Annotated in this window: 24 protein-coding genes; 9 read left to right on the top strand and 15 right to left on the bottom strand. The window is 64.3% G+C overall.

Going from position 1 to position 25808, the window contains the following annotated elements:
• Positions 1 to 47: 47 nt before the first annotated feature.
• From RFM40_RS07905 to RFM40_RS07890, 4 genes are all read right to left on the bottom strand, one after another.
• The gene (locus RFM40_RS07905) at positions 48 to 992 is read right to left on the bottom strand and encodes a cytochrome c (protein WP_320225539.1); all 945 of its coding nucleotides are present in this window, start codon (positions 990 to 992) and stop codon (positions 48 to 50) included.
• A 9-nt stretch (positions 993 to 1001) separates the two neighbouring features.
• A complete protein-coding gene (locus RFM40_RS07900; RefSeq protein WP_320225540.1) occupies positions 1002 to 1442 on the bottom strand; it encodes a c-type cytochrome in 441 nt (146 codons plus the stop codon).
• 161 nt (positions 1443 to 1603) lie between these two features.
• Complete coding sequence (locus RFM40_RS07895) at positions 1604 to 2206, bottom strand: superoxide dismutase (protein WP_320225541.1); 603 nt, start codon at positions 2204 to 2206, stop codon at positions 1604 to 1606.
• A 108-nt stretch (positions 2207 to 2314) separates the two neighbouring features.
• Complete coding sequence (locus tag RFM40_RS07890) at positions 2315 to 3193, bottom strand: branched-chain amino acid aminotransferase (RefSeq protein WP_320225542.1); 879 nt, start codon at positions 3191 to 3193, stop codon at positions 2315 to 2317.
• A gap of 152 nt (positions 3194 to 3345) precedes the next feature.
• Between RFM40_RS07890 and RFM40_RS07885 the strand changes: the two genes are divergently transcribed.
• Positions 3346 to 4008, top strand: coding sequence for a haloacid dehalogenase type II (locus RFM40_RS07885; protein ID WP_320225679.1), 663 nt, complete (start codon positions 3346 to 3348; stop codon positions 4006 to 4008).
• Positions 4009 to 4181: 173 nt separating this feature from the next.
• Positions 4182 to 5003: a L,D-transpeptidase gene (locus RFM40_RS07880; RefSeq protein ID WP_320225543.1), complete on the top strand. Its 822-nt coding sequence runs from the start codon at positions 4182 to 4184 to the stop codon at positions 5001 to 5003.
• A gap of 9 nt (positions 5004 to 5012) precedes the next feature.
• On the opposite strand, the gene pdxR is transcribed toward RFM40_RS07880, so the two are convergent.
• On the bottom strand, positions 5013 to 6440 hold the full coding sequence (gene pdxR, locus RFM40_RS07875) for a MocR-like pyridoxine biosynthesis transcription factor PdxR (RefSeq protein ID WP_320277357.1): 1428 nt from the start codon (positions 6438 to 6440) through the stop codon (positions 5013 to 5015).
• Between the two features lie 76 nt (positions 6441 to 6516).
• Between pdxR and RFM40_RS07870 the strand changes: the two genes are divergently transcribed.
• From RFM40_RS07870 to RFM40_RS07845, 6 genes are all read left to right on the top strand, one after another.
• Entirely contained in the window at positions 6517 to 7140 is a 624-nt protein-coding gene (locus tag RFM40_RS07870; RefSeq protein ID WP_320225546.1) for an FMN-binding negative transcriptional regulator, read from the top strand.
• A 37-nt stretch (positions 7141 to 7177) separates the two neighbouring features.
• Positions 7178 to 7828, top strand: coding sequence for a LysE family translocator (locus RFM40_RS07865; RefSeq protein ID WP_320225547.1), 651 nt, complete (start codon positions 7178 to 7180; stop codon positions 7826 to 7828).
• A 253-nt stretch (positions 7829 to 8081) separates the two neighbouring features.
• A complete protein-coding gene (locus RFM40_RS07860) occupies positions 8082 to 9119 on the top strand; it encodes a lysylphosphatidylglycerol synthase transmembrane domain-containing protein (RefSeq protein WP_320225548.1) in 1038 nt (345 codons plus the stop codon).
• Positions 9085 to 10554, top strand: a complete 1470-nt coding sequence (locus RFM40_RS07855; protein ID WP_320225549.1) for a UbiA family prenyltransferase — start codon at positions 9085 to 9087, stop codon at positions 10552 to 10554. Before RFM40_RS07860 ends, RFM40_RS07855 begins: the two co-directional genes overlap by 35 nt.
• A complete protein-coding gene (locus tag RFM40_RS07850; protein WP_320225550.1) occupies positions 10554 to 11885 on the top strand; it encodes an FAD-binding oxidoreductase in 1332 nt (443 codons plus the stop codon). The genes RFM40_RS07855 and RFM40_RS07850 overlap by 1 nt, the downstream gene beginning before the upstream one ends.
• Positions 11878 to 12615, top strand: a complete 738-nt coding sequence (locus tag RFM40_RS07845; protein ID WP_320225551.1) for an SDR family oxidoreductase — start codon at positions 11878 to 11880, stop codon at positions 12613 to 12615. The genes RFM40_RS07850 and RFM40_RS07845 overlap by 8 nt, the downstream gene beginning before the upstream one ends.
• On the opposite strand, the gene RFM40_RS07840 is transcribed toward RFM40_RS07845, so the two are convergent.
• The 5 genes from RFM40_RS07840 to RFM40_RS07820 form a co-directional block, all read right to left on the bottom strand.
• Positions 12596 to 13957 carry an arylsulfotransferase family protein gene (locus RFM40_RS07840; RefSeq protein WP_320277356.1) on the bottom strand — a complete coding sequence of 454 codons (1362 nt, stop codon included), beginning with the start codon at positions 13955 to 13957 and terminating at the stop codon, positions 12596 to 12598. The two genes, RFM40_RS07845 and RFM40_RS07840, sit on opposite strands and share 20 nt — an antisense overlap.
• Before the next feature lie 10 nt (positions 13958 to 13967).
• Positions 13968 to 15092 (bottom strand): sulfotransferase family protein, encoded by a 1125-nt coding sequence (locus RFM40_RS07835; RefSeq protein WP_320225553.1) that lies wholly within the window; start codon positions 15090 to 15092, stop codon positions 13968 to 13970.
• The gene (locus RFM40_RS07830) at positions 15089 to 15793 is read right to left on the bottom strand and encodes a hypothetical protein (RefSeq protein ID WP_320225554.1); all 705 of its coding nucleotides are present in this window, start codon (positions 15791 to 15793) and stop codon (positions 15089 to 15091) included. Before RFM40_RS07830 ends, RFM40_RS07835 begins: the two co-directional genes overlap by 4 nt.
• 24 nt (positions 15794 to 15817) lie before the next feature.
• A complete protein-coding gene (locus RFM40_RS07825; RefSeq protein ID WP_320225555.1) occupies positions 15818 to 16087 on the bottom strand; it encodes a hypothetical protein in 270 nt (89 codons plus the stop codon).
• 442 nt (positions 16088 to 16529) lie between these two features.
• The gene (locus tag RFM40_RS07820; RefSeq protein WP_320225556.1) at positions 16530 to 17576 is read right to left on the bottom strand and encodes a glycoside hydrolase family 183 protein; all 1047 of its coding nucleotides are present in this window, start codon (positions 17574 to 17576) and stop codon (positions 16530 to 16532) included.
• A 435-nt stretch (positions 17577 to 18011) separates the two neighbouring features.
• On the opposite strand from RFM40_RS07820, the gene RFM40_RS07815 reads away from it, so the two are divergent.
• Positions 18012 to 19184 (top strand): hypothetical protein, encoded by a 1173-nt coding sequence (locus tag RFM40_RS07815; RefSeq protein WP_320225557.1) that lies wholly within the window; start codon positions 18012 to 18014, stop codon positions 19182 to 19184.
• A 45-nt stretch (positions 19185 to 19229) separates the two neighbouring features.
• Here RFM40_RS07815 and RFM40_RS07810 read toward each other — a convergent pair whose 3' ends face one another.
• The 5 genes from RFM40_RS07810 to RFM40_RS07790 are packed head-to-tail and all read right to left on the bottom strand — an operon-like array spanning position 19230 to position 25679.
• Entirely contained in the window at positions 19230 to 19703 is a 474-nt protein-coding gene (locus tag RFM40_RS07810; protein WP_430691650.1) for a DUF4189 domain-containing protein, read from the bottom strand.
• Between the two features lie 43 nt (positions 19704 to 19746).
• Complete coding sequence (locus tag RFM40_RS07805; protein WP_320225558.1) at positions 19747 to 20490, bottom strand: hypothetical protein; 744 nt, start codon at positions 20488 to 20490, stop codon at positions 19747 to 19749.
• 13 nt (positions 20491 to 20503) lie between these two features.
• Positions 20504 to 21079 (bottom strand): invasion associated locus B family protein, encoded by a 576-nt coding sequence (locus RFM40_RS07800; protein WP_320225559.1) that lies wholly within the window; start codon positions 21077 to 21079, stop codon positions 20504 to 20506.
• Between the two features lie 8 nt (positions 21080 to 21087).
• Positions 21088 to 25233, bottom strand: coding sequence for a YadA-like family protein (locus RFM40_RS07795; RefSeq protein WP_320225560.1), 4146 nt, complete (start codon positions 25231 to 25233; stop codon positions 21088 to 21090).
• Positions 25230 to 25679, bottom strand: a complete 450-nt coding sequence (locus RFM40_RS07790) for a hypothetical protein (RefSeq protein WP_320220075.1) — start codon at positions 25677 to 25679, stop codon at positions 25230 to 25232. The genes RFM40_RS07795 and RFM40_RS07790 overlap by 4 nt, the downstream gene beginning before the upstream one ends.
• Positions 25680 to 25808 lie beyond the last annotated feature (129 nt).

Here is a 25808-nt window from a genome sequence, read left to right as displayed (position 1 = left end):
GACGCCATCGCCGATGTATTCGCGGGTCTGACGCCGCGTGCATCAAATCAGCTCGCCGGCTTGCGCGCCGGATAGCCGTTGGGGTGCGGCGGGACGGCCTTGAGATAAGCGGCGATCGCGGCGCGGTCGTCGGCCGTCAACTGGGCCATGTTGCGCTGCACTTCGACCATGGCGCCGCCGACGGAATCGAAATCGGGCGTGAAGCCGGTTTCGAGGTAGTTGGCAATGTCGGATTCCGACCAGTCCTTCGTGCCGCCCTCCGGGGTAATGTTGGGCACAACGCCCTTGCCTTCCGCCGCCACGGCGCCGGCCAGCCACTCGGCCTTCTTGACGCCACCGGCGAAGTCGCGGGGCGAGTGGCATTCGCCGCAATGGCCGGGGCCCTCGACCAGATAGCGGCCGGCCAGCACCTTGTCCGGCGCGCCGTCAGGCAAGGCGATCACCGGCTCGGGGCTGAGATAGAGCCGCTTCCAGAGACCAATGCCGCGACGGATGTTGAAGGGGAAAGAGAGCTTGTGGCCGGGCGCCTTGCCGGCGACCGCCGGCAGTGTCTTCATGAAGGCATAGAGGTCGGCGACATCGGCCGGCTTCATTCGTGCGTATGAGGCGTAAGGAAAGGCCGGATAAAAGTGCTCATCGGAGGGCGAGACGCCCTTCAGCATCGCATTGGCGAAATCCGCCTCGCTCCAGGCGCCGATACCGTCCTTTTGATCCTGCGAGATGTTAGGCGGCACGAAGGTGCCGAACGGCGTCCTCAGCTCCAGCCCGCCGGCAAGCTCCAAGCGAGCGTCACCCTTCGACCCCGGTCTGGCATGGCAGGACGTGCAGCCGCCGGCATTGAAGATGCGCTTGCCCCTGGCGGCGTCGCCCGGCCCGAGTTGCGCGGTAGCCGCGGTATCAAGCCTGGCGGGCGCGGACAGCGCCCAGCCGGCGATCGCGCCGGCGCCGCCCAGCACGATAACGGTGCCGACGAGCTTCTTCAGCCAGGCCATGGCAGGCGATCAGCCCTTCTTGATCCTGTAGCTCTGATGGCAGGTGCCGCAGTCGCCGCCGATCGTGTTGAGCTGCGCCTTCAGCGCATCGACATCGCCCGGCGGCGAGTTGACCGCGGCCTTGACGTCGGCCAGCAACTTGTCCCCGGTTGCCTTGAAGCCTGCCATGTCTTCCCAGATCTTCGGCGCAGCCGTGGTGTCGTGCCCCTTGTCGCTGCCGGCCGGGAAGAGTTTCTCGGCATCGAATTTCTCGGCATTGGCCTGCAAGGCCTTGAGTGTGGTCAGCACCGCGGCCGCGTCGAAATCTTCCTCGCCCTTGACCACCTTCGACAACTGGCCGGCGAGCTTGCCGCGCTCCTTCATCAGGGCCTGGCGATCCTTGATCGGATCGGCAAAGGCGACCGAACCGGCAAAGGCGAGCATAGAGATGGCGAGGACGAGCTTTCTCATTCAATGGCTCCATGGTGAAGGGGGTTTCGCAACTGGAACGTTAACGGACGTCGCGGCGGAACTATTCCATTCGACGTCAGAGGATTTCGCTGTCAGCACCAAGCTGTCGCGCAGGCGGAAAAGAAAAGCCCCGGCATGCCGGGGCTTTTTTGTCGAATTGATCAGCCTTTCGCCTTCTCATAGAGCTCCAGGACATAGTCCCAGTTGATGAGGCTATCGACGAATGCTTCGAGATATTTCGGCCGCGCGTTGCGGTAGTCAATGTAGTAGGAGTGCTCCCACACATCGACGCCGAGGATCGGCGAAGCGCCGTGGACCAGGGGGTTCTCGCCGTTGGGAGTCTTCGAGATCGCGAGCTTGCCATCCTTGACCGAGAGCCAAGCCCAGCCAGAGCCGAACTGGGTGGTGCCAGCGGCGATGAAGTCGGCCTTGAACTTGTCGTAGCCGCCGAGATCGCTGTCGACGGCCTTCTGCAGCGCCCCCGGCAACTTGTTGCCGCCGCCGGCCTTCTTCATCCATTTCCAGAAATGAAGGTGGTTGTAGTGCTGGGCGGCGTTGTTGAAGAGCCCGGCATTCTTGCCGAAGGACTGTTTCACGACCTCTTCGACCGAAAGGTCGCCCATTCCAGCCTCGGCGGCCAGCTTGTTGCCGTTGTCGACATAGGCCTTGTGGTGCTTGTCGTGGTGATACTCCAGCGTCTCCTTCGACATGTAAGGCTGCAGGGCCTCATAGTCGTAAGGCAAAGCGGGCAACTCAAAAGCCATGGATGATACTCCCTCGTGGAAAAAATCCGGTGAAACTACCGAACTAAGATAGGTCTGGAATGGGTTGGGGCAACTCCAGAACGAAGCGCCGATCGCCTTTTTATCCGCTCAGGCGGCGGAAGTCGAATGCGCCCAATCCCAATAGAGCTCGCGCGCCTTCTTGGCCACCGGCCCGGGCTGAAGGTCGCGGTCCTCGATGCGGGTGACCGGCACCACCTTCGAATGGTTGCCGGTCGAGAAGATCTCGTCCGCTTCGAGGAAATCGCGGATCGACAATGCCTTCTCGGTGGTCGTGAAGCCGTAGTCGCCGAGCAGGTTGATCGTGCGCGAGCGGGTGATGCCGGAGAGGAACGTGCCGTTCGCCGCCGGCGTCATCACATGGCCATCCTTGACGAGGAAAATATTGGAGGTGCCGGTTTCGGCGACATTGCCCAGCATGTCCAGCACCAGCGCATTGTCGAAGCCGCGCATCTTGGCCTCGAGGATGGCGCGGCCGTTGTTGGGATAGAGGCAGCCGGCCTTGGCGTTGGTCGGCATCGTCTCGATGGTCGGCCGCCGGAACGGCGAGACGCCGATCGAAAAGCCGGAAGGCGGAATCATCGGCGATTCGTAGAGGCAAAGGCAGAAACGGGTCGAGGCCGGATCGGCCGGAACGCCCATATAGCCGCCATGCTCGGCCCAGTACATCGGCCTGATGTAGACGGCGGTCTTGCCGTCGAATTTCTTCAGGCCATCCCAGGTCAGCCCGACGATCTCTTCCGTCGTCATGGAAGGCTTCAGGCCGAGCGCGATCGCCGAGGCGTTGACACGCGCGGCATGGCGATCGAGATCGGGCGCCACGCCCTCGAACCAGCGGGCGCCGTCGAAGACGCTGGTGCCCAGCCACATGGCATGGCTGCGCGGTCCGAGAATGGCGACGTTGCCCTCGTACCAGTCGCCGTCCACATAGGTCCATGTCGCGGACTGCGCCGCCGCCGCCAGTGTCATGTTCGCCGTCCAAACGAGTGATTTCAGGGCGCCATAGGACGATGCTTTGACAGCCTGCGTCAACCGACATCGGCAAAAATCGTTGAGGCCAGAGGCACTTGACTGCAATCATCGCTTGCGCTGCGCCCCGGCGCGCCGCAAAACTTCTCCTCATGCATCATGCGGCCTATGTCTTCGACGCCTACGGCACGTTGTTCGACGTGCACGCGGCCGTGCGCCGCCATGCCGGCGAGATCGGCCCGGACGGCCAACTGCTTTCCGAAATCTGGCGCGCCAAGCAGCTCGAATATTCCTGGGTGCGGACGCTGATGGGCGCCTATGCCGATTTCTGGCAACTCACGGAGCAGGCACTGGACTTCGCACTGCGCAAGGTGCCCTCGGCCGATCCGGCGTTAAGGGCCAGGCTGCTGGAAGCCTATTGGCGGCTCGACTGCTATCCGGAAGTGCCGGCGGTGCTGAAGGCACTTAAGGCATCCGGCGCGAAGCTTGCGATCCTCTCCAACGGCTCGCCGGAAATGCTGCGGGCGGCGGTGAAATCCGCGGCCCTCGACCAGATCCTGGATGACGTCTTCTCGGTCGACGAGATCAATCGCTTCAAGACCGACCCGTCGGTCTACGACATGGTGGTCACCGGCTGGCGGCTCTACCCGGAAGCGGTGTCGTTCCAGTCCTCCAACCGCTGGGACGTCGCGGGCGCCACCAAATTCGGCTTCCGTACCGTTTGGATCAACCGCACCAACCAGCCGGACGAATACCGGGATTTTCCGCCGGGGCTGATCCTGCCCTCGCTGGAAGGCCTTTTGGGAGGCGTCTAAGGCCGCTGTTGCTGCAGTGCAACAGATGTGTCGCGATCACAGCTTCGCCTTTGTTTGTCCACCCTGAGGCCAGAATTGGAACCGCCTATCACCACCGACTGTTATTGGAGCTGCCGGCAGCCAGCCTGCGGATTCATGCTTTCTTGCGAATTAAAGACCTAGAAAAGGCAACCATGTCAGACGCTTCCTTCCGCATCAGCCGTCGTGGCTTCCTCAATCTCACAGCCCTTGGCGCCGCTTCGGCCGCGGTTTCCGCCTGCTCGACCACGGGTCCGGGTCCCGAACCCGTCCAGCCGCCACCGCCGGCCTATGTCGAGCCGCCGCTCGGCGACTACGAGACGATGTATGGGGCGATGTCGGACAACGGCTTCGACCTGCCGGCCATCCCGGCGAACAAGATCGATCACAGGTTCTTGCGCCAGATCGTTCCCGATCCGACCGGACAGCGGCCGGGCACCATCGTGGTCGATACCACCAACCACTTCCTCTATCTGGTGCGCGAGGGCGGCCAGGCGATCCGCTACGGCGTCGGCCTCGGCCGCGCGGGCTTTGAGTGGTCGGGCGATGCCATGGTGCAATGGAAGCAGAAGTGGCCGAAATGGACGCCGCCGGACGAGATGGTCGCCCGCCAGCCGGAACTGACGCAATTCAGCGCCAAGAATGGCGGCATGCAAGGCGGACTGAAGAACCCGCTCGGCGCCCGCGCGCTCTATCTGTTCCAGGGCAATCAAGACACGCTCTACCGCCTGCACGGCTCGCCGGAATGGTGGTCGATCGGCAAGTCGGTCTCGTCGGGCTGCGTGCGCCTGATCAACCAGGACATCATCGACCTCTATGATCGCGTGCCGAACAAGACCCCTGTTGTCGTGACAGCGGATATCGGCGAGCCGGTGGCCGACATGCCGGAGCGCCGGGCCATCCCGATCGATAACGGCGTGCCGACCGGCTCGGTGATGCTCGGTCCGGTAAGGCGGCTCACAAACGAGATCTTCTGAAGTGCCGGCTCAGCGGTGCTCGGCCAGTACAGTCGCAAGCACCGCAACGCCGCGTCGCAGCGCCTCCGTGTCGAACCCGGCGTAGCCCAGAATGAAGCCAGCCGTTGCAGGTCGCGGCGCGGCCGGGTCATAGAGCGGCGATACCGGATAGAGGCCGATCCCGACAGCCCGCGCGGCCGCGATGATCTCCGGCTCGCGTTCGGCGGCGATGCCGTTCGTCCAGGCAACGACATGCAATCCGGTGTCGGCCCCCGCGACCGTGACCTTCGGACCCAGACGATCGGCCAGCGCGTGCAGCAGGACTACCCTGCGTTCGGCGTTTTTCCTGCGGATGCTGCGGACGTGACGCTCATAGGCGCCGCTCGCCAAAAGGTCGGCCAGCACATCTTGTTCCAGCATTGGAGCATGCCGGTCGATCAGGCGCTTCGCCTCGCTGAACGCACGACGCAGGCTGACAGGCACGACGAGATAGCCGAGCCGCAAGGTGGGCGAGAGCGTCTTGGACAACGTGCCGACATAGATGACGGAGTTTGCGTCGAGGGTCTGCAGAGGCGGGATGGGGGTAATGTCGTGACGGTATTCACCGTCATAGTCGTCCTCCACAACATAGGCCCCGGTGCCGGTGGCCCAGGCTAGCAGCGAACGCCGCCGCGTCGCCGATAGCACGCCGCCGAGCGGAAACTGGTGCGACGGCGTGACATAGGCCAGACGGGCCGGCGGCAGCGCATCCGTTCTTAGCCCGTCCGCGTCGACCGCCACGGGCACAGCAATGCCTCCTGCCGCCACGAAGGCATGACGGGCGAGCAGATAGCCCGGGTTCTCGATCACGAACGGATCGCCGGGATCGAGCAGCAGCCGCGCGCAGAGGTCGAGCCCTTGCTGCGAGCCGTTGGCGATGACGATCTGGTCAGGCGTGCAGCTGATGCCGCGGGCGCGCCAGAGATAGGTTTGGAGCGCGTTGCGCAGAGCGGAAGACCCCTGAGGATCGCCATAGCAAAGCCGAGCGCCGCGCCGGAGAATGGCCTTGTTCGACGCCCGCCGCCAGGCCAGGACCGGGAAGTCAGCCCCGGACAGGTCGCCATAGCGGAAATCCGCGACCCTGGCCGGTTGCTGTTCCGCTGGCGGAGGCAGAGTGAGCAGACGTCGGGCGAACGCGGAAAGGTTCCGGGCCGAAGCAGTCGTGACGGGCGACTCCACCGACGCTGTCTCCAGTCCCGGAGCCACGATCGCACGTGCCCCCTGCCGGATGATCAGATAGCCTTCGGCGTCGAGCTGGTTGTAGGCCGCCGTTACCGTGGTTCGTGACGCTCCCCATTCTGCTGCGAAGGCCCGCGTCGACGGCATACGGTCGCCGGGCCGGTAGGCCCCGCTGTGTATCTGTGCCTTGATCGCCGCAATGATCCGGCGTGCCACGCCATCCTGTTCCAACTGGACCACTGAAAACCTTCAAAACTGGATGTTCCAAGAAAGCCAGCTTTCAGGCATCTTTTCCTTCAACGCAAGGAGTTTCGCCATGTACATCCCGCCCGCCTTCCGCGACGATGATCATGAGAGCCTGAGCGCAACGATCCGCGCGGCGCGGTTGGCGACGCTGGTCACCGCCACGGCGGACGGACCGCTGGCGACGCCATTGCCGCTTTTCCTCGACGAGACAGAGGGCGAGCATGGCGTTATCTACGGTCATGTCGCGAAGGCAAATCCGCAGTGGCGAGTACCGCCGCTAGGCGACGGCCTGGCGATCTTCATGGGGCCGGACGCCTATGTGACGCCGGCCTGGTATCAGACCAAGCAGGAAACCGGAAAGGTCGTCCCGACCTGGAACTATGTCGCCGTCCATGCCTATGGACCGGTCGAATTCTTCGAGGACGCCGACAGGCTGCTCGACGTGGTCACGCGTCTGACCAATCTGCATGAAGGCGGGCGCCCCTCGTCCTGGGCGGTGGCGGATGCGCCAATGGATTTCATCCAGGCGCAATTAAAGGGGATAGTCGGCCTGCGCATGCCTATCACGAGGCTCGAAGGCAAGCGCAAGATGAGCCAGAACCGCAACCCGGCCGACCGCGCCGGTGTCGCATCTGGTCTCGCGGCGAGCGATCGGCCTTCCGACCGTGAGGTCGCCCCTCTCATCCCGTCGTGAACCCGCCCTCCCTCCACTTCTGTGGCCCGAGTCCGTCATGCCGGATTTGACCCAGTTCGCCTTGTACTTCGCCGCGGCGCTCCTGCTCGCCATTACGCCTGGTCCAGGCATCTTCTACGTCGCCGCGCGCACCCTCGCCGGCGGGCGCGCGGAGGGCATCGCCTCCAGTTTCGGGACAGGCCTGGGCGGCATGGTCCATGTGCTTGCCGGCAGCCTGGGTGTCTCCGCCCTCGTGCTCGCAAGCGCGCAACTGTTCACGGTACTGAAGTTGATCGGTGCCGCCTACCTCGTCTGGCTTGGCTTCCGCACCTTCCAGTCAGCCCGCCGCGAGGCAAAGACAATGCTGGAAGACGGCATTCCGGCGCCCGCGGTCGGCGCGCGGCGCGCGTTTCGCGAAGGGGTGCTGGTCGAGGCGTTGAACCCGAAGACGGCGGCCTTCTTCCTGGCCTTCATTCCGCAGTTCGTGAACCTCAGCGCCGGCCACGTCGCCCTGCAGTTCATGGCCCTCGGCTTCGTATCGGTAACGCTCAACACACTCGCCGATGTCGTCGTCGCTTTTGCGGCGAGCCGCATCAGGGAAGGCGCGGCGGGGCGCAGCGGTGTGATACGCTGCCTGCGAGAGGCCTCAGGCGGCGCTATGATCGCGCTCGGCATCGGCCTTGCCATAGCCAAGCGTCCCGCCCTCTGATTACCGGACGAGATAAAGCCGCAAGCGCTGTCTGGAACTTTGCAGAATCTGCTGCGTTCTCACCGAAGCTTGAGTCGAGGCACAGGCCATGGCAGACCGCGTAGATCAAAAAGACGGTCATCGCCCCTGGCCTGGAGACGAACCTCCGACCAAACACCGGGGTGCAAAGTCCGGCCGGATTCCGGAAGTTCGCTTCACGGCCCAGCCATAAAGATCCGAACACGAAAACCGCCGAGTTCCGGAGCGCGTGCATATGCTGAGTAGCGAACAGGGCAGAAACACATTTCGCGCGAGAAGTCTCCTTGTCCCAACGATCATCATTTTTCTTGCTGCGTACCTGATGCTTTCCTCAAGCGTCGGCTTCGGTGACGTCATGGCCAGCATGGCCGCGATCGACTTGCGCGTCCTGGCCGTCGTTCTCGCACTGTCCCTGGTGAACTATGCGCTCAGATTCTGGCGCTGGTCGCTGATGCTTTCCCCGTCTTCGAACGCGCTGCCCCCCTCGCGGCATTTCTTGATCTACCTTACGGGATTTGCGCTGACGACGACGCCGGGAAAAGTCGGCGAAGCCCTACGAACCTTCTATCTCAGGCCGTTCGGCATCAGCCCCAGGCGTTGCCTGGCCGCCCTTTACAACGAGCGCCTGCTCGACCTGGTCGCGATCGGCGTCCTCGCGATGTTCATCGTTGCCTCTTCCGGCGCCGTCACCCGCTCGTTCGGCCTTCTCGGCGCAGCGCTGGTGACGGCGCTGATCGTCGCCCAGCATCCCGCTACGATTGCGCGTCTCGAGCGCCTTTCCGCGTTCTTGCCTGGACGGCTCATTCCGTCCCTGACCAATGCCGCAACGACATTCCTTCGTGACGTGCGATCCATGATGACGGTCCGGCTTGCCATCATAGGAACGCTTCTGGGCCTCCTGGCCTGGGGCGCGGAAGGTCTCGGCACATACATCGTGGCCAGGGAACTGGGCCTCAATATCGGACCGCTGGCCGCAATCGGAATCTATGCTGTGGCCATGCTTGCCGGTGCGTTGTCCTTCCTGCCCGGCGGGCTGGGCAGCACCGAAATCGTCATGATTTCTTTTCTTGCTTACGCCGGTGCAACTGCCCCCGAGGCCGTTGCAACGACCACCATCGTTCGACTCGCCACGCTCTGGTTCGCGGTGGCGCTCGGATTGGGCGCCTGGTCAGCTATCGAAGCCTTTCCTGGGCCGATAGCGGCAGGTTCGGGGCACACGTCAGAAAGAAAGAGCCCTTATGCAGCGTCTCCAAGCGATCCCAAAGGCCGATGAACCACCGCATGCTACAAAATCGTCGGTTCCCCTTGTCGTCGACCTCGACGGTACGCTGATCCACAGCAACCTTTTGGTGGAGTCCGTCATCGCGCTGGTGAAGCGGTCGTTCCTGTCGATCTTGCTGCTGCCCTTGTGGCTCATGAGCGGCAAGGCCGCCTTCAAGGCGCAAGTCACAAAAAGGGTGGCGCTTGACCTCTCCGCCCTGCCTTTCAACCGGCCGCTCGTCGAACATCTGAAACGGGAGAAGGCCCGCGGCCGGAGGCTCGTTCTCGCCACCGGCGCGCACGAATCCCTTGCTCATGAGATCGCCCATCAGCTCGGCCTGTTCGAGGAGGTTTTTGCCAGCGACGGAAAGCGCAACCTGACGAGCCATGACAAGCTCGCCGCCCTGCGCGACCGCTTTGGCGCCGATGGGTTCGACTATGCCGGAAATGCGGCGGCGGACTTTCCGATCTGGCGGGCCGCGCGATTTGCGACGGTGGTGAATGCATCGCCGCGCACGGTCAACTGGGCATTTGCCCATGCGCATGTGGACGAGGTGTTTCCGCGCAGGAAGCCGACGCTTGCCGATTATGTTCGTGCCTTGCGCCTGCATCAATGGCTGAAGAACCTGCTTCTCTTCACGCCCTTGATTGCCGCGCTTAGATTTACCGATACCGAGGCGCTGGTGGCGCTTGTGACCGGCTTCTTCGCCTTCAGTCTTTGCGCCTCGAGCGTCTATCTGCTCAACGATATCGTCGATATCGAGGACGATCGCCGCCATCCTGAGAAGCGCCGCCGGCCCTTTGCCTCCGGCCGTCTCCCGATCGCGCATGGGTTCGTGCTTATCCCGGCATTGCTGGCGGGATCCGCGGCGCTGAGCTCATTCCTGCCGTGGAAGTTCGGTGCCGTGCTGGCGGTCTATTACGCTGTCACGCTCGCCTATACGTTTTTCCTGAAGCGCCTGGAGGCGGTCGACGTCGTTACGCTCGCCCTGCTCTACACGACGCGGATTTTCGCCGGCGGCGCGGCGGCGAGCATCCCGCTTTCCCAGTGGCTGCTCACCTTCTCCATCTTCATCTTCCTCAGCCTGGCATTCGCCAAACGCTGCGCGGAACTGATGCTGATGCAGGAGCACGGCAAAAAGGCGAGCTTGGGCCGGGGCTATCTGCTTGCCGACCTGCAGATGCTCAACAGCATGGGGGTGGGAGCGGGCTATGTCGCGGCCCTCGTGCTTGCCCTCTATCTCAGCACTCCACAGGTCCTCATTTCCTATGCGCGCCCCGGCCTGCTTTGGGTTTTCGTGCCTCTTCTCATCTTTTGGGTGACGCGGATCTGGCTCAAGACCTGCCGCGGCGAGATGCGCAGCGACCCGCTGGTCTTCGCCGCGCGCGACCGTGTTAGCCTGGCGTTCGCCGTCCTGGGCGGCGGCGTTATCTGGCTGGCGATGTGATGGGACGGAACAGTCGATACCGGTCGTGGGGGCGGCCGCCGGCGACTGGCACGCAAGGCGCGGTCCGGCTGCACTGGCGCGACGAACAACTTCAGGAAGGCGGCGGTCCATTCCTTCCCTATGGCAACGGGCGCAGCTACGGCGACAGCTGCCTGAACAGCGGCGGCACGCTCGTCGATCTTCGCGGCCTCGACCGCTTCATCTCCTTCGACGCCGACACGGGCGTCCTGCGCTGCGAAACCGGCGTTCTCCTGTCCGACATCCTTGGCCGTTTCGTCCCAAAAGGCTGGTTTCTTCCGGTGACGCCGGGCACCCAGCAGGTGACGGTCGGCGGAGCCATAGCCAACGACGTTCACGGCAAGAACCATCATTGGGCCGGAAGCTTCGGCCATCATGTGCGGCGCTTCGAGCTCCTGCGCTCCGACGGCAGCCGGCTCCTGTGCTCACCGCGCGAGAATGCCGACTGGTTCGGGGCGACCATCGGCGGGCTGGGGCTCACCGGCGTCATTCTGTGGGCCGAGATTGCGCTCAAGCGGATCGATGGGCCGGCGATTGAGGTGGAGAGCCTGCGCTTCTCGCGCGTCGAGGAGTTCCTGGAGCTCAGCAGCGCCTCGCACAACGCCTATGAATATACGGTCGCCTGGATCGACTCCCTCGCACCCGGGCCGGGCGGTGCCCGCGGGCTGTTCTTCCGCGGCAACCACGCAGCCGGGCATCATGCCGCGGCGCCGTCCCGCCGCAAGCCGGGATTGCCGTTCACGCCCCCGGTCTCGCTGCTGCCGAGAGCCGCGGTCGGCTTGTTCAACACGGCCGTCTACCAACGGCCGCGCCGCAAGCGCGCCATCGTCCATTACGAGCCGTTCTTCTATCCGCTCGATGCCGTGCCGAACTGGAATCGGCTGTTCGGCCGCAAGGGCCTCTACCAGTATCAATGCGTCATTCCGCAGGATCAGGCGGAGGCCGCGATCGGCGAGATCATCGCCCGGGTGGCGCGGGCCAGGGAAGGATCGTTCCTCTCCGTGCTGAAGGTCTTCGGCAACCGCAGGCCGCCGGGCTGGCTGTCCTTTTCGAGACCGGGAACGACGCTTGCCTTCGATTTTCCGGATCGCGGCCGCTCGACGCTCGCCCTGCTCGATACGCTGGACGAGATCACCGACGAGGCGGGCGGCGCCGTCTACCCGGCCAAGGATGCCCGCATGAAGGCAAGGATCTTCGAGCGCGGGTATCCGGCGCTGCATCGCTTCGAGCGCTATCGCGATCCCGCTTTCATCTCCGACTTCTGGCGACGCGTGACTTCCGGCGACACGCGACAGGGGGCAGCCAATGCATAGGGTTCTGATCATCGGAGCGACCTCGGCCATCGCCGAGGCGACGGCCCGTCTCTTTGCGGAAGACGGCGACAGGCTGTTCCTCGTCGCAAGGCGCAAGGCCAGGCTCAAGGCTGCGGCCGACGACCTTGCCGTGCGCGGCGCCGAGATCGCGGGATGCGAGGTTCTGGACGTCAACGAGCTCGACCGGCACCGCGCAGTGCTGGAGCAGGCGGAGCAAGCTCTCGGCGGTATCGACCTGGCGCTGGTGGCGCACGGCACCTTGCCCGACCAGCAGCTTTGCCAGGCGTCGGCCAGGCTGACGGTGCAGGAGATCCAGACGAACGCCGTCAGCACCGTGGCATTGCTCACGCGCCTGTCGGAGCTGATGGAACGCAAGGGATCCGGCCGGATCGCCGTCGTCACCTCGGTGGCGGCCGATCGCGGACGCCAGAGCAATTACGTTTACGGGGCGGCCAAGGCGGCGGTCGACACTTTCCTGGAGGGCTTGCGGCAGCGGCTCTACAAGGCGGGTGTCGGCGTGACCACGATCAGGCCCGGCTTTGTCGACACCCCGATGACGGCCGGGTTCGACAAGGGCCTGCTCTGGTCCCAGCCCGACACCGTCGCCAGGCGCATCCATCACGCCATTCTCAAGGGCGCGGATGTCGTCTACGTGCCGTCATTCTGGCGCTGGATCATGCTGGCGATCCGCCTGATGCCTCGCCGCGTCTTCAAGGCGTTGAAGCTGTGACGGCTTTATCGCGATGACTGAGCTGCTCTTCCTCGAGCGTTTTGCGAAACGCGGGCTCGAACATCGCGGGATCGATCCGCTCGCCGCCGTTCACGATCGGAATGAGCTCGTTCTGGAGGCCGCGACGCAGCGGATTGACGAACTCCCAGACGATGTCTCCTGCAGGCGTCACTTCGAAAATGCGCCCGCCGTCGGACTCGGTGATCAGCGTGTTGCCATTGCCAAGGCGCTGGGCATCGGAGCGCAGCGCGCTGGAGAACGGATGCTCGGCGCTGCCCGCGTAGCTCCATTTTACGCTCGATGTGCGGGGGTCGTACTCGATCACCCTTGAATTGTTGCCGTGCCTGATGCCGCCGAGATTGTCGAAAAGCAGGATATCGCCGTTCGGCAGGATCCTCGGGTCGTGCTGTCCGAGCCACGGGCCGCGCGTCGCCCATGTGATCTCGCCGGTCTTCATGGAAAGCACCGCGATGAGCGACATATCACGGAAGGAAACCAGTACGTCGCCCTGCTCGGCGAACGGAAAGTTCTTCGCCTTGTTGGCGTCGATATATTCGACCGTGTTGGGATGGAGCGGGTCGGCGAGAGCGAAATAGGGCAGGATCGCCATAAGCGAGAAATAGGGCGAGCGAAGGAAGGCGTCCGTCAGCGATACTTTCCTGATCTCCTTTCCGTCCGGCGAGAGAACGACCACGAAATCCTTGAGGTGGGGGCGGTCGAGCTGCGGTGCTGCTCCAACCGGATTGAAGTCGAATTCGTTGGAGAGCGTGTAGATGCGATTGTCCGGCGCGACGGCAAGGTCGTGATGGACGGGAGCAAGGTAGCTCCAGATCACATTGGAATCCTTGTCGAGCTTGACCATGCCATAGCCCCAGGGGGTGTCGGCGGACGAAATATAGATGACCAGAAGATCGCCGTTCGGAAAGACGACCGCCCTGTCCATGTAGACGAGCGAGTCAGGCTGCGGCTTCCTGCCGAATGCGCCGTTCTTGGCGACGTCGCTGAACGGGCGGCGCCACTCATGCACCACGCGCCCGTCCATCGCGATGAGACGCGCCACATTGTCGTCTCCGGACGTGTAGAGCGTGTATCCCGGCGCGGCACGCTTCGGATCATAGATGGTGACGCCGCGGGCCGGGGTGCGGGCCGGCTGGTAAAGATTGGCCAGAACGGGATTTTCGATAATTTGCCGCTGCAGGACCAGGGATTCTGCCGCCCGATAGGCGTCGCGAAGAAATTCCGACGGAAATACCCGGCCAAAGACCGCCATCGCCCCCGCCACGAAGGCGAGGAAGGCGATCATCAACACGAAGAGTGTGGATCCGATTTTCTCCATCGGCATGGCCCTGTGCTTATCCATATCCGAAACGCCCAGCCACCGCCGCCGTGCGGCGGCGGATCTCGTTGCGCTCGGCTTGTGTGAACGATGGCTCGTAATAAGCCGGGAAGCTGACGGTCGCTTGCGCCGCCCGCGCAAGCCCGCAGTCATCAAGTTCGCAGTGGTCGAGTATCGTCGAGAGCGTTGCAGCGGGATCGCTGCAAAGATCCTCGTAGCGGACGACGAGCATGCTCCCGGCCATGGCCGGATCATCCAGCACCGCCGCCACATAGCCGTAGACCGAGGCCCAGTAGGCCGCCCATCCCGCGACGTCCCTGCCGCTTTTCCAGAGCCTGACGATCTCGCCGGCCGTCCTGCCATCGACATTGACCGGTACACGGTTCAATCCGAACTCGAAATGTCCACTGCGCCGCATGTGGCTGACAACCCGCCGGTCCTTGCCCTCCGCGTCGGAAAAAAGCCTGTGCTGTTTCATCAGCGATGCGATGTGCCAGGTCGGGTCGCGGATGGGCACGATGAAGCGGGCGTCGGGAAACAGTCTCCTCAGATAGCGCAAGCGCGTGACATTGTAGTTGCCCTTGGCGAGATAGCGGCCGGCGTTGCGCAGCAGGAGCAGCTTGCGGATATGATCCCGATAAAAGGCTTCGAAGCAGGGATGGCGGGCAGCTTCGTCAAGGACCGCATTCGTCGACGGATCGTGCAGGCTAGGGAAGAACGCCATCCAAACGATCTCCTCCAAGGCCTCCGGGCTCTCCGGCGTCACCTTGATGCGGTCGCGATGCGCACGCTCGACGGCAAGCTGCTCCGTGCGCCCGGCGCGGTCGACGAACCAGTTCCACGCCATAAGCGCGGGCACCAAGGGAAAGTCGCGATAGCGATGGCTCGCCGTGTCGGGATGGCTGGCAAGCAATTCGAGCAGGATGGTGCTGCCCGATCGGGCAAGGCCGGCAATATAGATCGGCCGGCTGACGCTGGTATGGTCGAGCTGCTCGGCAAGCAGCCGCGTTTCCCAGTTCCCCACCTTGATCCAGAAACGCGGAAAGCGCTCCAGGAGCCGGCCGATCGCGTCCGTCCAGGCATCGACTTCCAGGCTCGCCGCCCGGCCGCGTCGCTTGGTCGTGCGCCTGGTCCCGGTCATGCGATGCCGCGCACGCTCTTGAGCATCAGGGCAACGAGGATCGTCGCCGCGAAGAAGATGCCTTCCCAGCCGCGCAGCCAGGCAGGGCCGACCGCCAGAACCTGCTGCCGCGGCAGGCCCAGGTCGATCCTGTCGAACGGCAAATCGTCCGGCAGATAACCGGCTGGATTGCCGATCAACACGTTCCACCAGCGCCATTTCTGGATGACGGAAACCGCCTGTGTCACCGGCACGTCGGCGATTGCCGCGCCGGTCCGATCAACGATCCGCGCGTGCGGCACGCCATTGCCGCCGTTCACCCAGCGTCCCTTAAAGTCGCCAGACACGTCGACGCCAACTGAGGCGTCCGGCGGCGGGTAGACGTCACCGTAGCGGCTGTCGAGCCAGACGACGACGAGCAGCAAAGGCAGCGAAGCAGCGATGGTTGCCGGAAACACCAGCGCCACGCGCTGCAGCGCCAGCGCCAGCATCCGGCGAAGAAGGGGCCAGGCTTCCTGGAACTCGCCTTCGAAGTCGGCGACGCTCTGCTGTGTCCGCGCATAAGCCAGCTTGATCTCCGCAATACGCTTTTGCGGCGAAAGGAGCCGATAGAGCTCCATGCCGAGAAAGGCCCCGAGCGCCGCCCAAAGCACCAGCTTGGCCGATGACGGCAGGAAGGGCGTCAGCCAATCGTCCAGCGCCGAGAGGACTGGCGATGGCATGTCCAGGAGACCCATCAGATTGCCTCAGCGGCTGGTTTCGTCGCGCGAGCCGTCACTTTCGGTCCGGTCGGCACTCTTTTCAGTGGGCTCCATCCCGCGCGACGCACGCCGGCGCCGCAACGCCTTGCGAAACGGCCAGGCGATGATGAACGAAAGAGCCGTCGCCAGCGCGGCGATGAGCGCCCAGAGGGCGCCTAGCAGACCCAGGCCTGCTCCCGGTCCGACATAGGCGAAAGCGACTGTCGGAACGGTCAGTGCCAACACGAAGCAGATCGAGGCGATGAACCTCCTCATACCTTGGCCTCCTTAATTTGAGGATGGCTTGACCAGGGAGAGCGCAGGGACGGTTCGTCCGTTTACGATGTCTCCTGGATCGTCCACAGCGATCCTCGCTGCCCCCCGATCCCAAGAGCTTGACAATCCGGCGTGGACAACAAGCGACGATACTGAATGCCGCCCGCCGCGGTCCGGTTCCGGCTTTACATCTAGCGCCCGGTCATCGGCCGACCACCCAAGCCTGGGCGCGCCCTATGGTTCAGGCCGGAAAAGTTATCGATATTAATAAGTTGATACGCTCTGTTACCGGGGATCCACACGCCGCGTCCGGCCCGTCCTAACACATTCGTGAACCGGACAGACTTCACTCCCGGCCGTGCGAAGAAGGTCACGCGGCCAGGAACCTTACCGCCGCACTGTCGGCATCGCGCGCAAAGTCCACAAGGAGCGGGCCGGCCGGTCAGTTCGCGGAACTGACCGGCGTCACCGGGGCGCCCACCGGCGCGACCGGACCGTCGTCCGAGACCACAGCCGGGGCGGCCGGCTCGAGGCTCGTATGCATCAGGAAGACGTTATAGGGCCCCCATTGGGACATCGTGTAGTACAGATCGCCGTCGATCTCCGTTCCCGGCACGATGTAGGGCGCATAGAGGCCCGGATATTGATCCGCCGTCACCACCGCCTGGGCGTCGCTCCAAGGGCCTGTCAGCGTTGTGGCGGTGCGCAGCACCACGGCTCGCCGGGTTTCATCGAGATACATCATCAGCCAACGGTGGTGGGGCTCGCTCCAGGCGACGGAGAGCTCACCCGCTGGCGCGGGCACGACGACGGCCGCGGTTTTCGGATCGGCCTCCCACTTCGTGCCGTCCCAGTATTCGTAGGCATCGGGCGTCAGGATATGCTCACGCCCTACCCGGCGCAGCCGCACCCCGCCGAAGCGCCCTTCAGGTATGCCGAAGCTGTAGAGAAAGCCGTCTTTCGCCATGATGAAAGCAACCTGCTCGAAACCACAGGCCTCGCGCCATGTAGCCCCCGCCGGCGCCGCCCATGTCTGCCCGTCGTCATCGGAATAGGCGAGGCCCGAATGGCCGACCGTCCAGTTGCCGCCCGTCAGGCCCCAATGCCTGACCGACATGTAGTGGAGATAGATGCGCCCCCCAAGCGAGATGCCCTGGGTCGGGATGACGGTCTTCTCGTCGCCGTCGATCTTGCGGGAGCGGATCAGCTCTTTCGCCGCGCCGTCCGGCCCGGTGATCATGGATTCGAACGGAAACCCATGACGCGGATCCGTATCGGCAATCCGGGCCATCACGTTGCTGCGCCAATTCTTGCCGCCAAAACCACCTGCCCCGAAGGTGTCGCCGAAGACCATATAGAGGCGGTCCCGGTGCCAGAACATGTGACCGAGGTCGGTCCCGTAGACGCCCCAGCGTGCAGCCGTATCGTTCCGGGAATTCTTGCCGGTGACCTGATTCATCATTTCGGTGCCGAGCACGCGCAAAGGCATGACGTCCTCTTTGGCCGAACCGACTGCAGCAGGAGCTTTCGAGGCCTCGTCCGGCGACGTAGCCGGCGGCTGAATCGGCGCGGCAGACGCCGCGAGCGTGGAGCCACGCGGATCAGTTGGAGGAAGATTTAATAAAATGCCCAGACACGACAGATTCAAGAAAACGAGCCAAAAAACCCGCCCCACGCAACGCCCCTTTTGTTATCACAACCCAAGTCGGACTGTTACCTATTGTGATCACATGGCGGAATTGCGACAGCGTCGAATGAAAGCATCGCCAACTTGGATCTCAAGCGATTTTTTAATTAACACATTGATTATCGTACGTTATTTTTTCCACAGACGGACGTACACAGAGGTCAGGCCGCTCCTCCCTCACAGAATGCGACTCTTGGTCCGGATGAGTGATTGAACTCACCCTCGCGATAGGGGTTGGTGAAAATCGGGCTGATTTCCTGTGGCGGGCCAAACAATCGACAAACCCCGGAGGTGCCCGTGGTCCTGGCAGTCTCAACAAACGCGTCGATCGGCACCAGTACCCGCGTTATGCGGCTGGCGTGGTTCGTGGCGTTGCTGTGCTACGCGGTCCTGCTCACCACCTTCCACTATGCTTCGACGACCGTCTGGTGGATCGCCAGTCCGGCCCTAATGGCCGACTTTATCGCGGCGGCGCCATTTCAGGGCCGAGTGCTGCTGCCGCTGATCGTCCACGCGATCATGCGCGTCACTCCCTGGTTCGATGTGGATCTCTTGTTCGCCGCGGCCGAAGTCGCCGCCTGGATGCTGCTGGTCGTCGTGGCACGCAATACTCTGCGGGTCTTCCGCATCGAGACGTCGGATATCGTCAGCGGAATTCTGGCCCTGACGATCACGGTCCCGGTTGCGCTGCATCTGATCGTGCCCGACCTGGAAGTGCACTCGGTATTGGGCATCGACGGCGGCGTTCTCGAATTGGGCAAATGGCAGACGGTGCCGTTCTTCCGCTATGTGTACGACCTGCCGGCGGCAGTCTTCACGCTGGCGCTCGTGCTCTGTCTCGCACGCTTCGTCCAGGCGCCCGAAACGGGCAGGTTGATGGCCTATCTCGGCCTGTTCGCGCTTGCCACCGTGAACCGCGAGACCACCATGTTCATGCTGCCGGCCTTCGTTGCAGCGTGCTGGGGTGTGCTGGAGCGCCGCACGCTTGCGACGGCGCTGGCGGCACAAGTCATCATTTTCGTCGTGATCCAGGCTGCCATCAAATGGTTCGTTCCGGGGCTGCCCAATCCCTATGCCAGCATCCCGGGGACCAACTACGAGATCCATCTGACGGATAATCTTTGGCTGTTCACCAATCCCCTCTATCTGTTGACCTATCTCGCCCGCTTCGGCGCCGGTCTTTACCTGCCCATTCTGCTGCTGCACCGGTATCTCGACCCGGTGCTGAAACGGACACTGCTGTGGTTCGGCATACCGTTTCTCTTGTCCACCGTGCTGTTCGGGCGTCTGGTGGAGCATCGGGTGGTCATCGAAATCGTGCCTTTGCTGTGGCTGGGCGCCGTCCAGGCGATCAGCGCCTGGAGCGCGGATCAAGCGCGGCAGTCGCAGGCGCGAGAGCGGCTGCCTTGAACGATCCCCTCAGACGGATCTGCCGGGGCCGATGGGCGTCCGTTGTCAGGTGCAGACCCATTCGCGGATCTTGCACTCCTTCCCCTCGCCTCCGCATTGCGCCGTGGCCTTGTCCTCCGCTTCCCGGCGGGTCACGGCCGACGCGGCACCCCAGAACGGGGTTGCCGCGCCACGGCTCTTGCCGACCGATAGGGCCGCGCAATGCTCATAGGGAAAGCCGGTGCCATCATCATCGTCCCAATGGCGATGGTTTCGGAACACCTCGACCACCCTGCAGCCGGCGCCGTCGGCATTCTCGCAATGCTTGAGCGCGATGTCCTCCGCTTCCTGTCGCTTGTCCGCGCCCCAGAAGAAGCCGTGCCGACCGTCGCCCGGCGAATAGGCGATCGCGCCCCAGATGCCCTTTTCCTCGCCTGTCGGCGTCGGCTGCGGCGCCATCAGGTCCGCCGCATGGCCCGCAATCGTAAGCCCAACCAAGGCAGCAAGCAGCGGAAACGAAAGGCGGTGATTGATCAGCATTTTCGTGCTCCAGGTTGTAGCTATTCGACAATCCACCGCGGCTCTAGCCGCCCATGCGAGCGACCGAGACCACGATGCAGGTGTTGCCGGTGGGGACCAAAAGGGCCTGGCCGCCATTGTTGGCCAGGTTGAAGAGCATCATGTTCGAAAGATTGTCCGCCAGTACGCTGCCCTTCGGGAGCGTTCCGGCGACTTCCTGGCAAGACTTCTGGAAAGGCGCCACCCGCACGAAGCCGCCCTCGCAGTTCTGGCCGACAGGCGAGGCAAAGACGACGCCGGCTGCCTGCGTCTTATAGTCCGGCAGGTCGTAGCTCATCCCGGCGACTGCCTGCACGGCGTGCGTATCGGGCGAGGTGTTGTCCCACTGCGTCTGCACCGCATAGGTCGATCCCGCGGTCAGAGCCTGTCCGAGCGTGGCAAAGAGATTGGCGCAGGTGCGGACGCCTGCCTGGCTCACATGCGCCTGAAACGGGTTCTTGCTCGCCGCGCCATCCGCTGGCGCGGGCTTGGTCTCGGCGGGCTTGGCTTCCGCGGGCTTACCTTGGGCGGCAGGCGCTTGCGCCTGTGCCGAGGCCGTGCCCGCGACGAGCGTCCCGAGCGCGGGTGAGAAGCGGAACGAGAGGACGACCGCCGCCGCGACCAGCACGGCGAACGCGCCGAGCAGCGCGGTGTTTCGTACCAGCCGACCGATGGACGAACGCCTCGGCGGCGGGCTTGCCGGCGGCTCCGGCAGCGGAACGGGCTGGGAGCGCGTCAGGATTCTGTCCTCGATGGATTGGCGTGTCATCTCTCAAGTCTTTCTAGTTGATGGCCGACAGCGCGGTCTTGAGCCCCTTGAACGGAGCATCGAGACTGACGGTCGCTCCCGACGGCAGGGAATAGGAAACCTGGACGGTGGTCTCTTTGCCGATCTGCTCGCGCAGCACGGGACCCACGGGCACATAGCCGACGCAGACCGACGCGTCGCAGCCCTGCAGTTGAACGTCCACCGGCTGTTTGCGGCCGGCAAATTTCAGCGAAAGCTTGCCGCCCGCGCCAGTCTGGCTGGGGGTTCGCAATATCATGAAGGGCTTGCCCTTCTCGTCGGCCGCCAGCGACCAGCTGAAGATCAGCGCCTGGCTCTGGTCGATGAAGGACTGGCTGATGTTGCACACTTTCTTCCTGGCCTGCAGGTTCTCATCGCAGATCAGCGTCCAGTTCTCGAATGGACGCGTGGTCCGTTGATATTGGCCAAGCTTTACGTCCGCCGGCACAGCGACGTCCGAAGGCTTTATCCGATAGGCGGAAGGGACCGCCTCCTGCCCGGCCGCACGCGGGCCGGACAGGAGCAGGCAGGTCAAGGACATCGCGACGGCAGAGACCGCGTACCTGGTCATGAACGGACTCAGTTGATGGTAAAGCTGACGCCTGCGCCAACGCCCCAGTGTCCACCCGCCGTCGTGCCGGATACGTTTGCCCGGGCTCTGCCGTCCTCGCTGGTGTAGCCGGCGCCGAACGCCACGGCCCCTTCGCCGCGCCAATAGCCGCCGCCGGCCGCGACGCTGAGCTTGCCCGGACGGTCGTCGTAGCGCAGCGAAGCGGCCGCCAGGCCGATCGCGGCCGCCTGACGCGCCTCGCCCCGAACCTCGCCCATGTCCATGTTGAGCTGGGAGAGCTTGGAGTCGGCATAGGCATTGGCCTGCTGGAGCGTCGTGGCCGCCACCTGATTGGTATAGGTCTTCGAGTCCGTCAGGTTGAGTGCCAGCCCGTCGGTCAGCTGCTTGACATTGACAGCATCGGTGTCGGCGGTGCCGGCGCCGACATTGTGGATGACGACAGGCGCATTCACGTCGCCGCCGACAAGCGTCACCGAGTTCGACTTCGAGCCGTCCCCATTCTTGTCATACTGGATCGCGAACTCGTTGAGATCGCCGACACTCCCCTGCATGGCTTCGACGGCCTGGTTGGTCGCATAGAGCTGGCTGCCGTTGATGGCGTCCGTCGAGGTGTCGCTGATCCGGCCCGCCGCGACATTGGTGACGGTGCGCTCGTTGCCGGCGCTGCCGACGCTCACAGTGCTCGTCGGAGTCGTTCCGGCAAACGTGTAGGCGACGCCGTTGATCGTCGTGCCCGTGGTGGCGACGGCCGCAGCCGTCGTCGAGCCGGCGCCGAGCGCGACGCTGCCCGGCTCGTTGGCCGTGGCGCCGGCGCCGAGCGCCATGGACTGGGCGCCGTTGGCGGTCGAGTTCGTGCCGAAGGCGATGCTGTCGGCCTGGTTGACGGTCGCGTTCTGGCCGATCGCGATGCCGCCCGGCGCCGTCTGCTGGACGATGGCGCCGTTGCCCATGCCGATGCCGTTGTCGCCGTTGACGGTGGTGCGCGGACCGATCGCGACCGATTCGGCGCCGACCGCAAGGGAGTCCGAAGCCGTCGAATTGGCATGGAAGTACATGGTCCCAGTCACCGCGAAGGAGCTCAGCGCGCCCTTCAACTGGCGAAGCGTGACGGCGTCCTGATCCTGCGTGCCGTCGGCCACGTTGATGATCTGGCGGTAGGCGGTGGAGGTGCCCACCGAGACGGCGCCGAGAAGCGTCATGTCCGTGGTGTTGTAAGGAATGAGGCCGGTGCCGGAGAGGATCGATCCCGATACCGGTGCTACCGCGCGATCCGAGACCGAGCCGGCGCCGAGCGCAACGCCGCCAAGGATCGTGGCCTGCGTGCCCCGGCCGAGCGCCAGCGAATCGCCGGCGGACGCCGTTGCCTGGTAGCCGAGCGCGGAGGAGCCTACCCCTTGCGCGAAGGCATCGGTGACCGGCAGCGTGGTGTCATTGGTGCGCACGTAGCGAATGCCGTCGCCATTGGCGTCGGTGTAGACTGTCGATGTGTCGCCGGCAAAATTGTTGATCGTGTTGCCGAGAGTGGTGATGTCGGCGGTGTTGGCGGCGATATCGGTCGTGTTCTGCGTCACCTGCTGGTTGGTGGCGAAGAGCTGCGAGCCGTTCACCGCGTCGGACGACGAGCCGTTCAACTGCCCGGCCGCGACATTCTGGATCTGGCGCTCCGCGCCGACCGAGCCGACCGAGAAGGCACCGGCCGGCGTCCCGCCAGCGAAGGTGTAGCTCACGCCGCCGATCGTCGTGCCGCCAACCGCGGTCGTGGTGCCGGACACGGCGTTCAGGCCAATCGCCACGTCGCCTGCGTTGTTGGCCACCGCGTTCGGGCCGATTGCGACCGAATCGGTGCCGATCGCCTGGGAATCCGCCAGCGCCGAATTGGCGTGGAAATACTTGATGCCCGCGCCGCTGTTGATGTTGGTGACAGTGTTTCCGATGTTGGCGATGTCGGTGGTGTTCTGCGTCACCTGCTGATTGGTGGCGAAGAGCTGCGAGCCGTTGACGGCGTCGGTCGAGGCGTTGCTGAGCCGGCCTGCCGCGAGGTTGGTAAGGGTCCGCTCAGCACCTGGCGCGCCAATGCTGACGGTCGAGGTCGGCGTCGTTCCGGCGAAGGTGTAGGCCGTGCCGCCGATCGTCGTGCCGCCGGTGCCGACGGCCACGTCAGTGACCGAGCCCGAGCCCAGCGCGACATCGCCGGAGCTTGCCGTCGCCGTCGCGCCATTGCCCAGCGCGACGTTGCCGACGAAGCCGGCCGCACCCGCGGTGGAGCCATTGCCCAGCGCCACGGAGCCCTGCCCGATCGCCTTGTTGTTGTTGCCGATCGCGACGGCGCCGGCGGCTTGATTCGCGGCGGTGGCGCTCGCCGTGCCGTCGCTGTTCGCGATGTTGTTGGCGCCGCTGACGACCGCGCCCGTGCCGCTGGCGTAGCTCGGATCGCCGATCGCGACCGCGCCGTCACCATACGCGGTGTTGTTCGAGCCGATCGAAACCGCCTTGCCGCCGGTCGCCACCGCATTGGTGCCCATGGCGACCGCCTCGGCGGAATCGGCCTTGGCGTTCGTGCCCATGGCGATGGCGTCGGCGGCCGTCGCACTGGCCAGCACACCGACCGCGGTCGCGTGATCGCCCGACGCGGTGCTGCTCAGGCCGAGGGCCGTGGACCAGATGCCCGTTGCTTGGCTCGCGACGCCGAGAGCCGTGCCACCTTGCCCCGTGGCGACCGCGCTATTGCCAATCGCGGTCGCCTCGAATGATGTGAAGCCGCCGGGAAGCGCCGTGCCCGAAGCGCCGCTCGCGTTGGCGAACGCGCCGATGGCGGTCGGTGAACCGCTGCCCGTGGCGACGGCTTGGGCGCCGATGCCCATGGCGATGGCCCCGGCGCCGGGGACGCCGCCGGAGGCAGTCGCCCCGGCGCCTATCGCGACTGCTGCCCCTGACTGCGCATTAGCCTGGTTGCCGAGCGCCACCGACTGCGCGCCGGCCGAGCTGGCACTGACGCCGGCAGCGAGAGAATTGTCTCCTGCCGCATTCGTTCCAGACCCGAATGAGGAGGCGTTTGTGCCACTGGCGACGGCCTGGCGTCCCATGGCAGTGGAATTGTCGCCGCTGGCGTTGGCACCAAAGCCCGCAGCAATCGATAAAACACCACTAGAATTTGCGTTGTTGCCGAGCGCGACGCCTGAGGTCGCGGTGCTGGCAACGATAGCACCCGAGCCTATCGCAACAGCACCACCGGTAGCGAGCGCCTGCGCCTGGTTACCCACGGCGACCCCGAAACTCCCCGAAGCAACCGTGCTGGAGCCGACGGCGACCGAGTTAATCGCCGATGCAGCGGCTTGCTTGCCGAGGGCAAGGGCACTGTCCCCACTGGCGACAGACGCCCAGCCCCCCGCGAACGCATAGTTGTTGGTGGCACTGGAACTGACACCGACAGCAGTGGCGTTCCCCCCCGTAGCCTGGGCGAAGGTGCCTAGCGCGCTGGCGCCGGCTCCGGTGGCACTGGCCTGAACGCCGAGCGCGACCGTATTGACATTGCTTGAGATTGTGCCGGAGCCCAGCGCCAGCGCGCCGCCGGCACCTGTGGCTTTCGCATTCAGGCCGAGCGCCACTGAGTATTGTGCCGACGAAAGCGATTGACGTCCTATCGCGATGGCGTCGACCTGGGATGCCGTCACGTCCGTGCCGATGCCGATCGCGCTCTGAGCCAGCGCTCCCGTTCCTGCAGCGGTACGCGAACCAAGATAGACGGAGTTGATCTGGGTCGCGAGCGACTGGAACCCGATCGCTACGGCGTTCTGGTTGCCCGCGTTGGCATTGGTGCCCTCAGCAATGGAATCGGCTCCGTTTTGCACGGCTCCAGATCCGATCGCGATACCGCGCACCCCGTTTGCCGTGCCGCCGCCGCCGACAAACTGTGCCAATGCTGGCGTGGAGATGCCCGCGAATGCAATCGCACCAAGCGCCGCCGCAAGGATGTTGCCGGCCCCGAGCGCGCCAAGCCCCAGATCTTTTCGGCGCATGCCGACCACGCGATGCGCGTTGCGCAGCGCCGCCATGAGGCGGCGACGGAGCGAGCGGCTGCCGGCAGCGCCGGAAACCCAGTTTTCAGCGAAGCGGGCCGCTCCGAGCCGGATGGTTCGTCCTTGCCTGAAGTTCATTGCGGGAGTGCCTCCTTTGGTGGGTCGCGCTCGATGACAGGTTCCGCCGACCCTGCCGCCGATGCGTGTCTGCTTGAAAAGGGAATGACGTCGGCGCCGCGCGCGAGAAGCGCATGGCCCTGCTTTTCACCGATCGCCTCGACGCGATCGAGCGTGTTTTCAAGCCAGGAGTCCCCCTCTTCTGGCACAGACTGGAGCGCCCTCGCGACCCGTTCGTCCGGAATGAGCCGGCCGAGATAGGACCGCAAAGCCGCCAGATGAGCGGCAGGCGCATCGCCCGCGTGAACCACGGCGGTGAGGCCGTAGAGATAGTGAGCAAGCAGGACATCCTGCTTGGCGAGCGGCACCCCATTTCCATAGCGTTTCTCGAGCGTCCTGGATGCCGACTCCAGCCAGTAGCCGATTTCCTCGGAAAGGCTGCGGCCGATGGCCGTATCGTCGCTCATGTCCCCTCAGCCCGCTCAGAATCCGGAATAGCCGGACCTGCTGCAGAAGGACATGTTTTCAGAATCGCGTATTTCAACAAATTGCTGTTTATCTGAAAAAATACAGCAGATCTTCTGGAGGTTAACGCA

Source organism: Mesorhizobium captivum, from assembly GCF_033977165.1.
GTDB lineage: Bacteria > Pseudomonadota > Alphaproteobacteria > Rhizobiales > Rhizobiaceae > Mesorhizobium > Mesorhizobium captivum.
The sequence above is the reverse complement of the archived record's forward strand: the minus strand, read 5'-3'. Positions and strand labels throughout refer to the sequence as shown.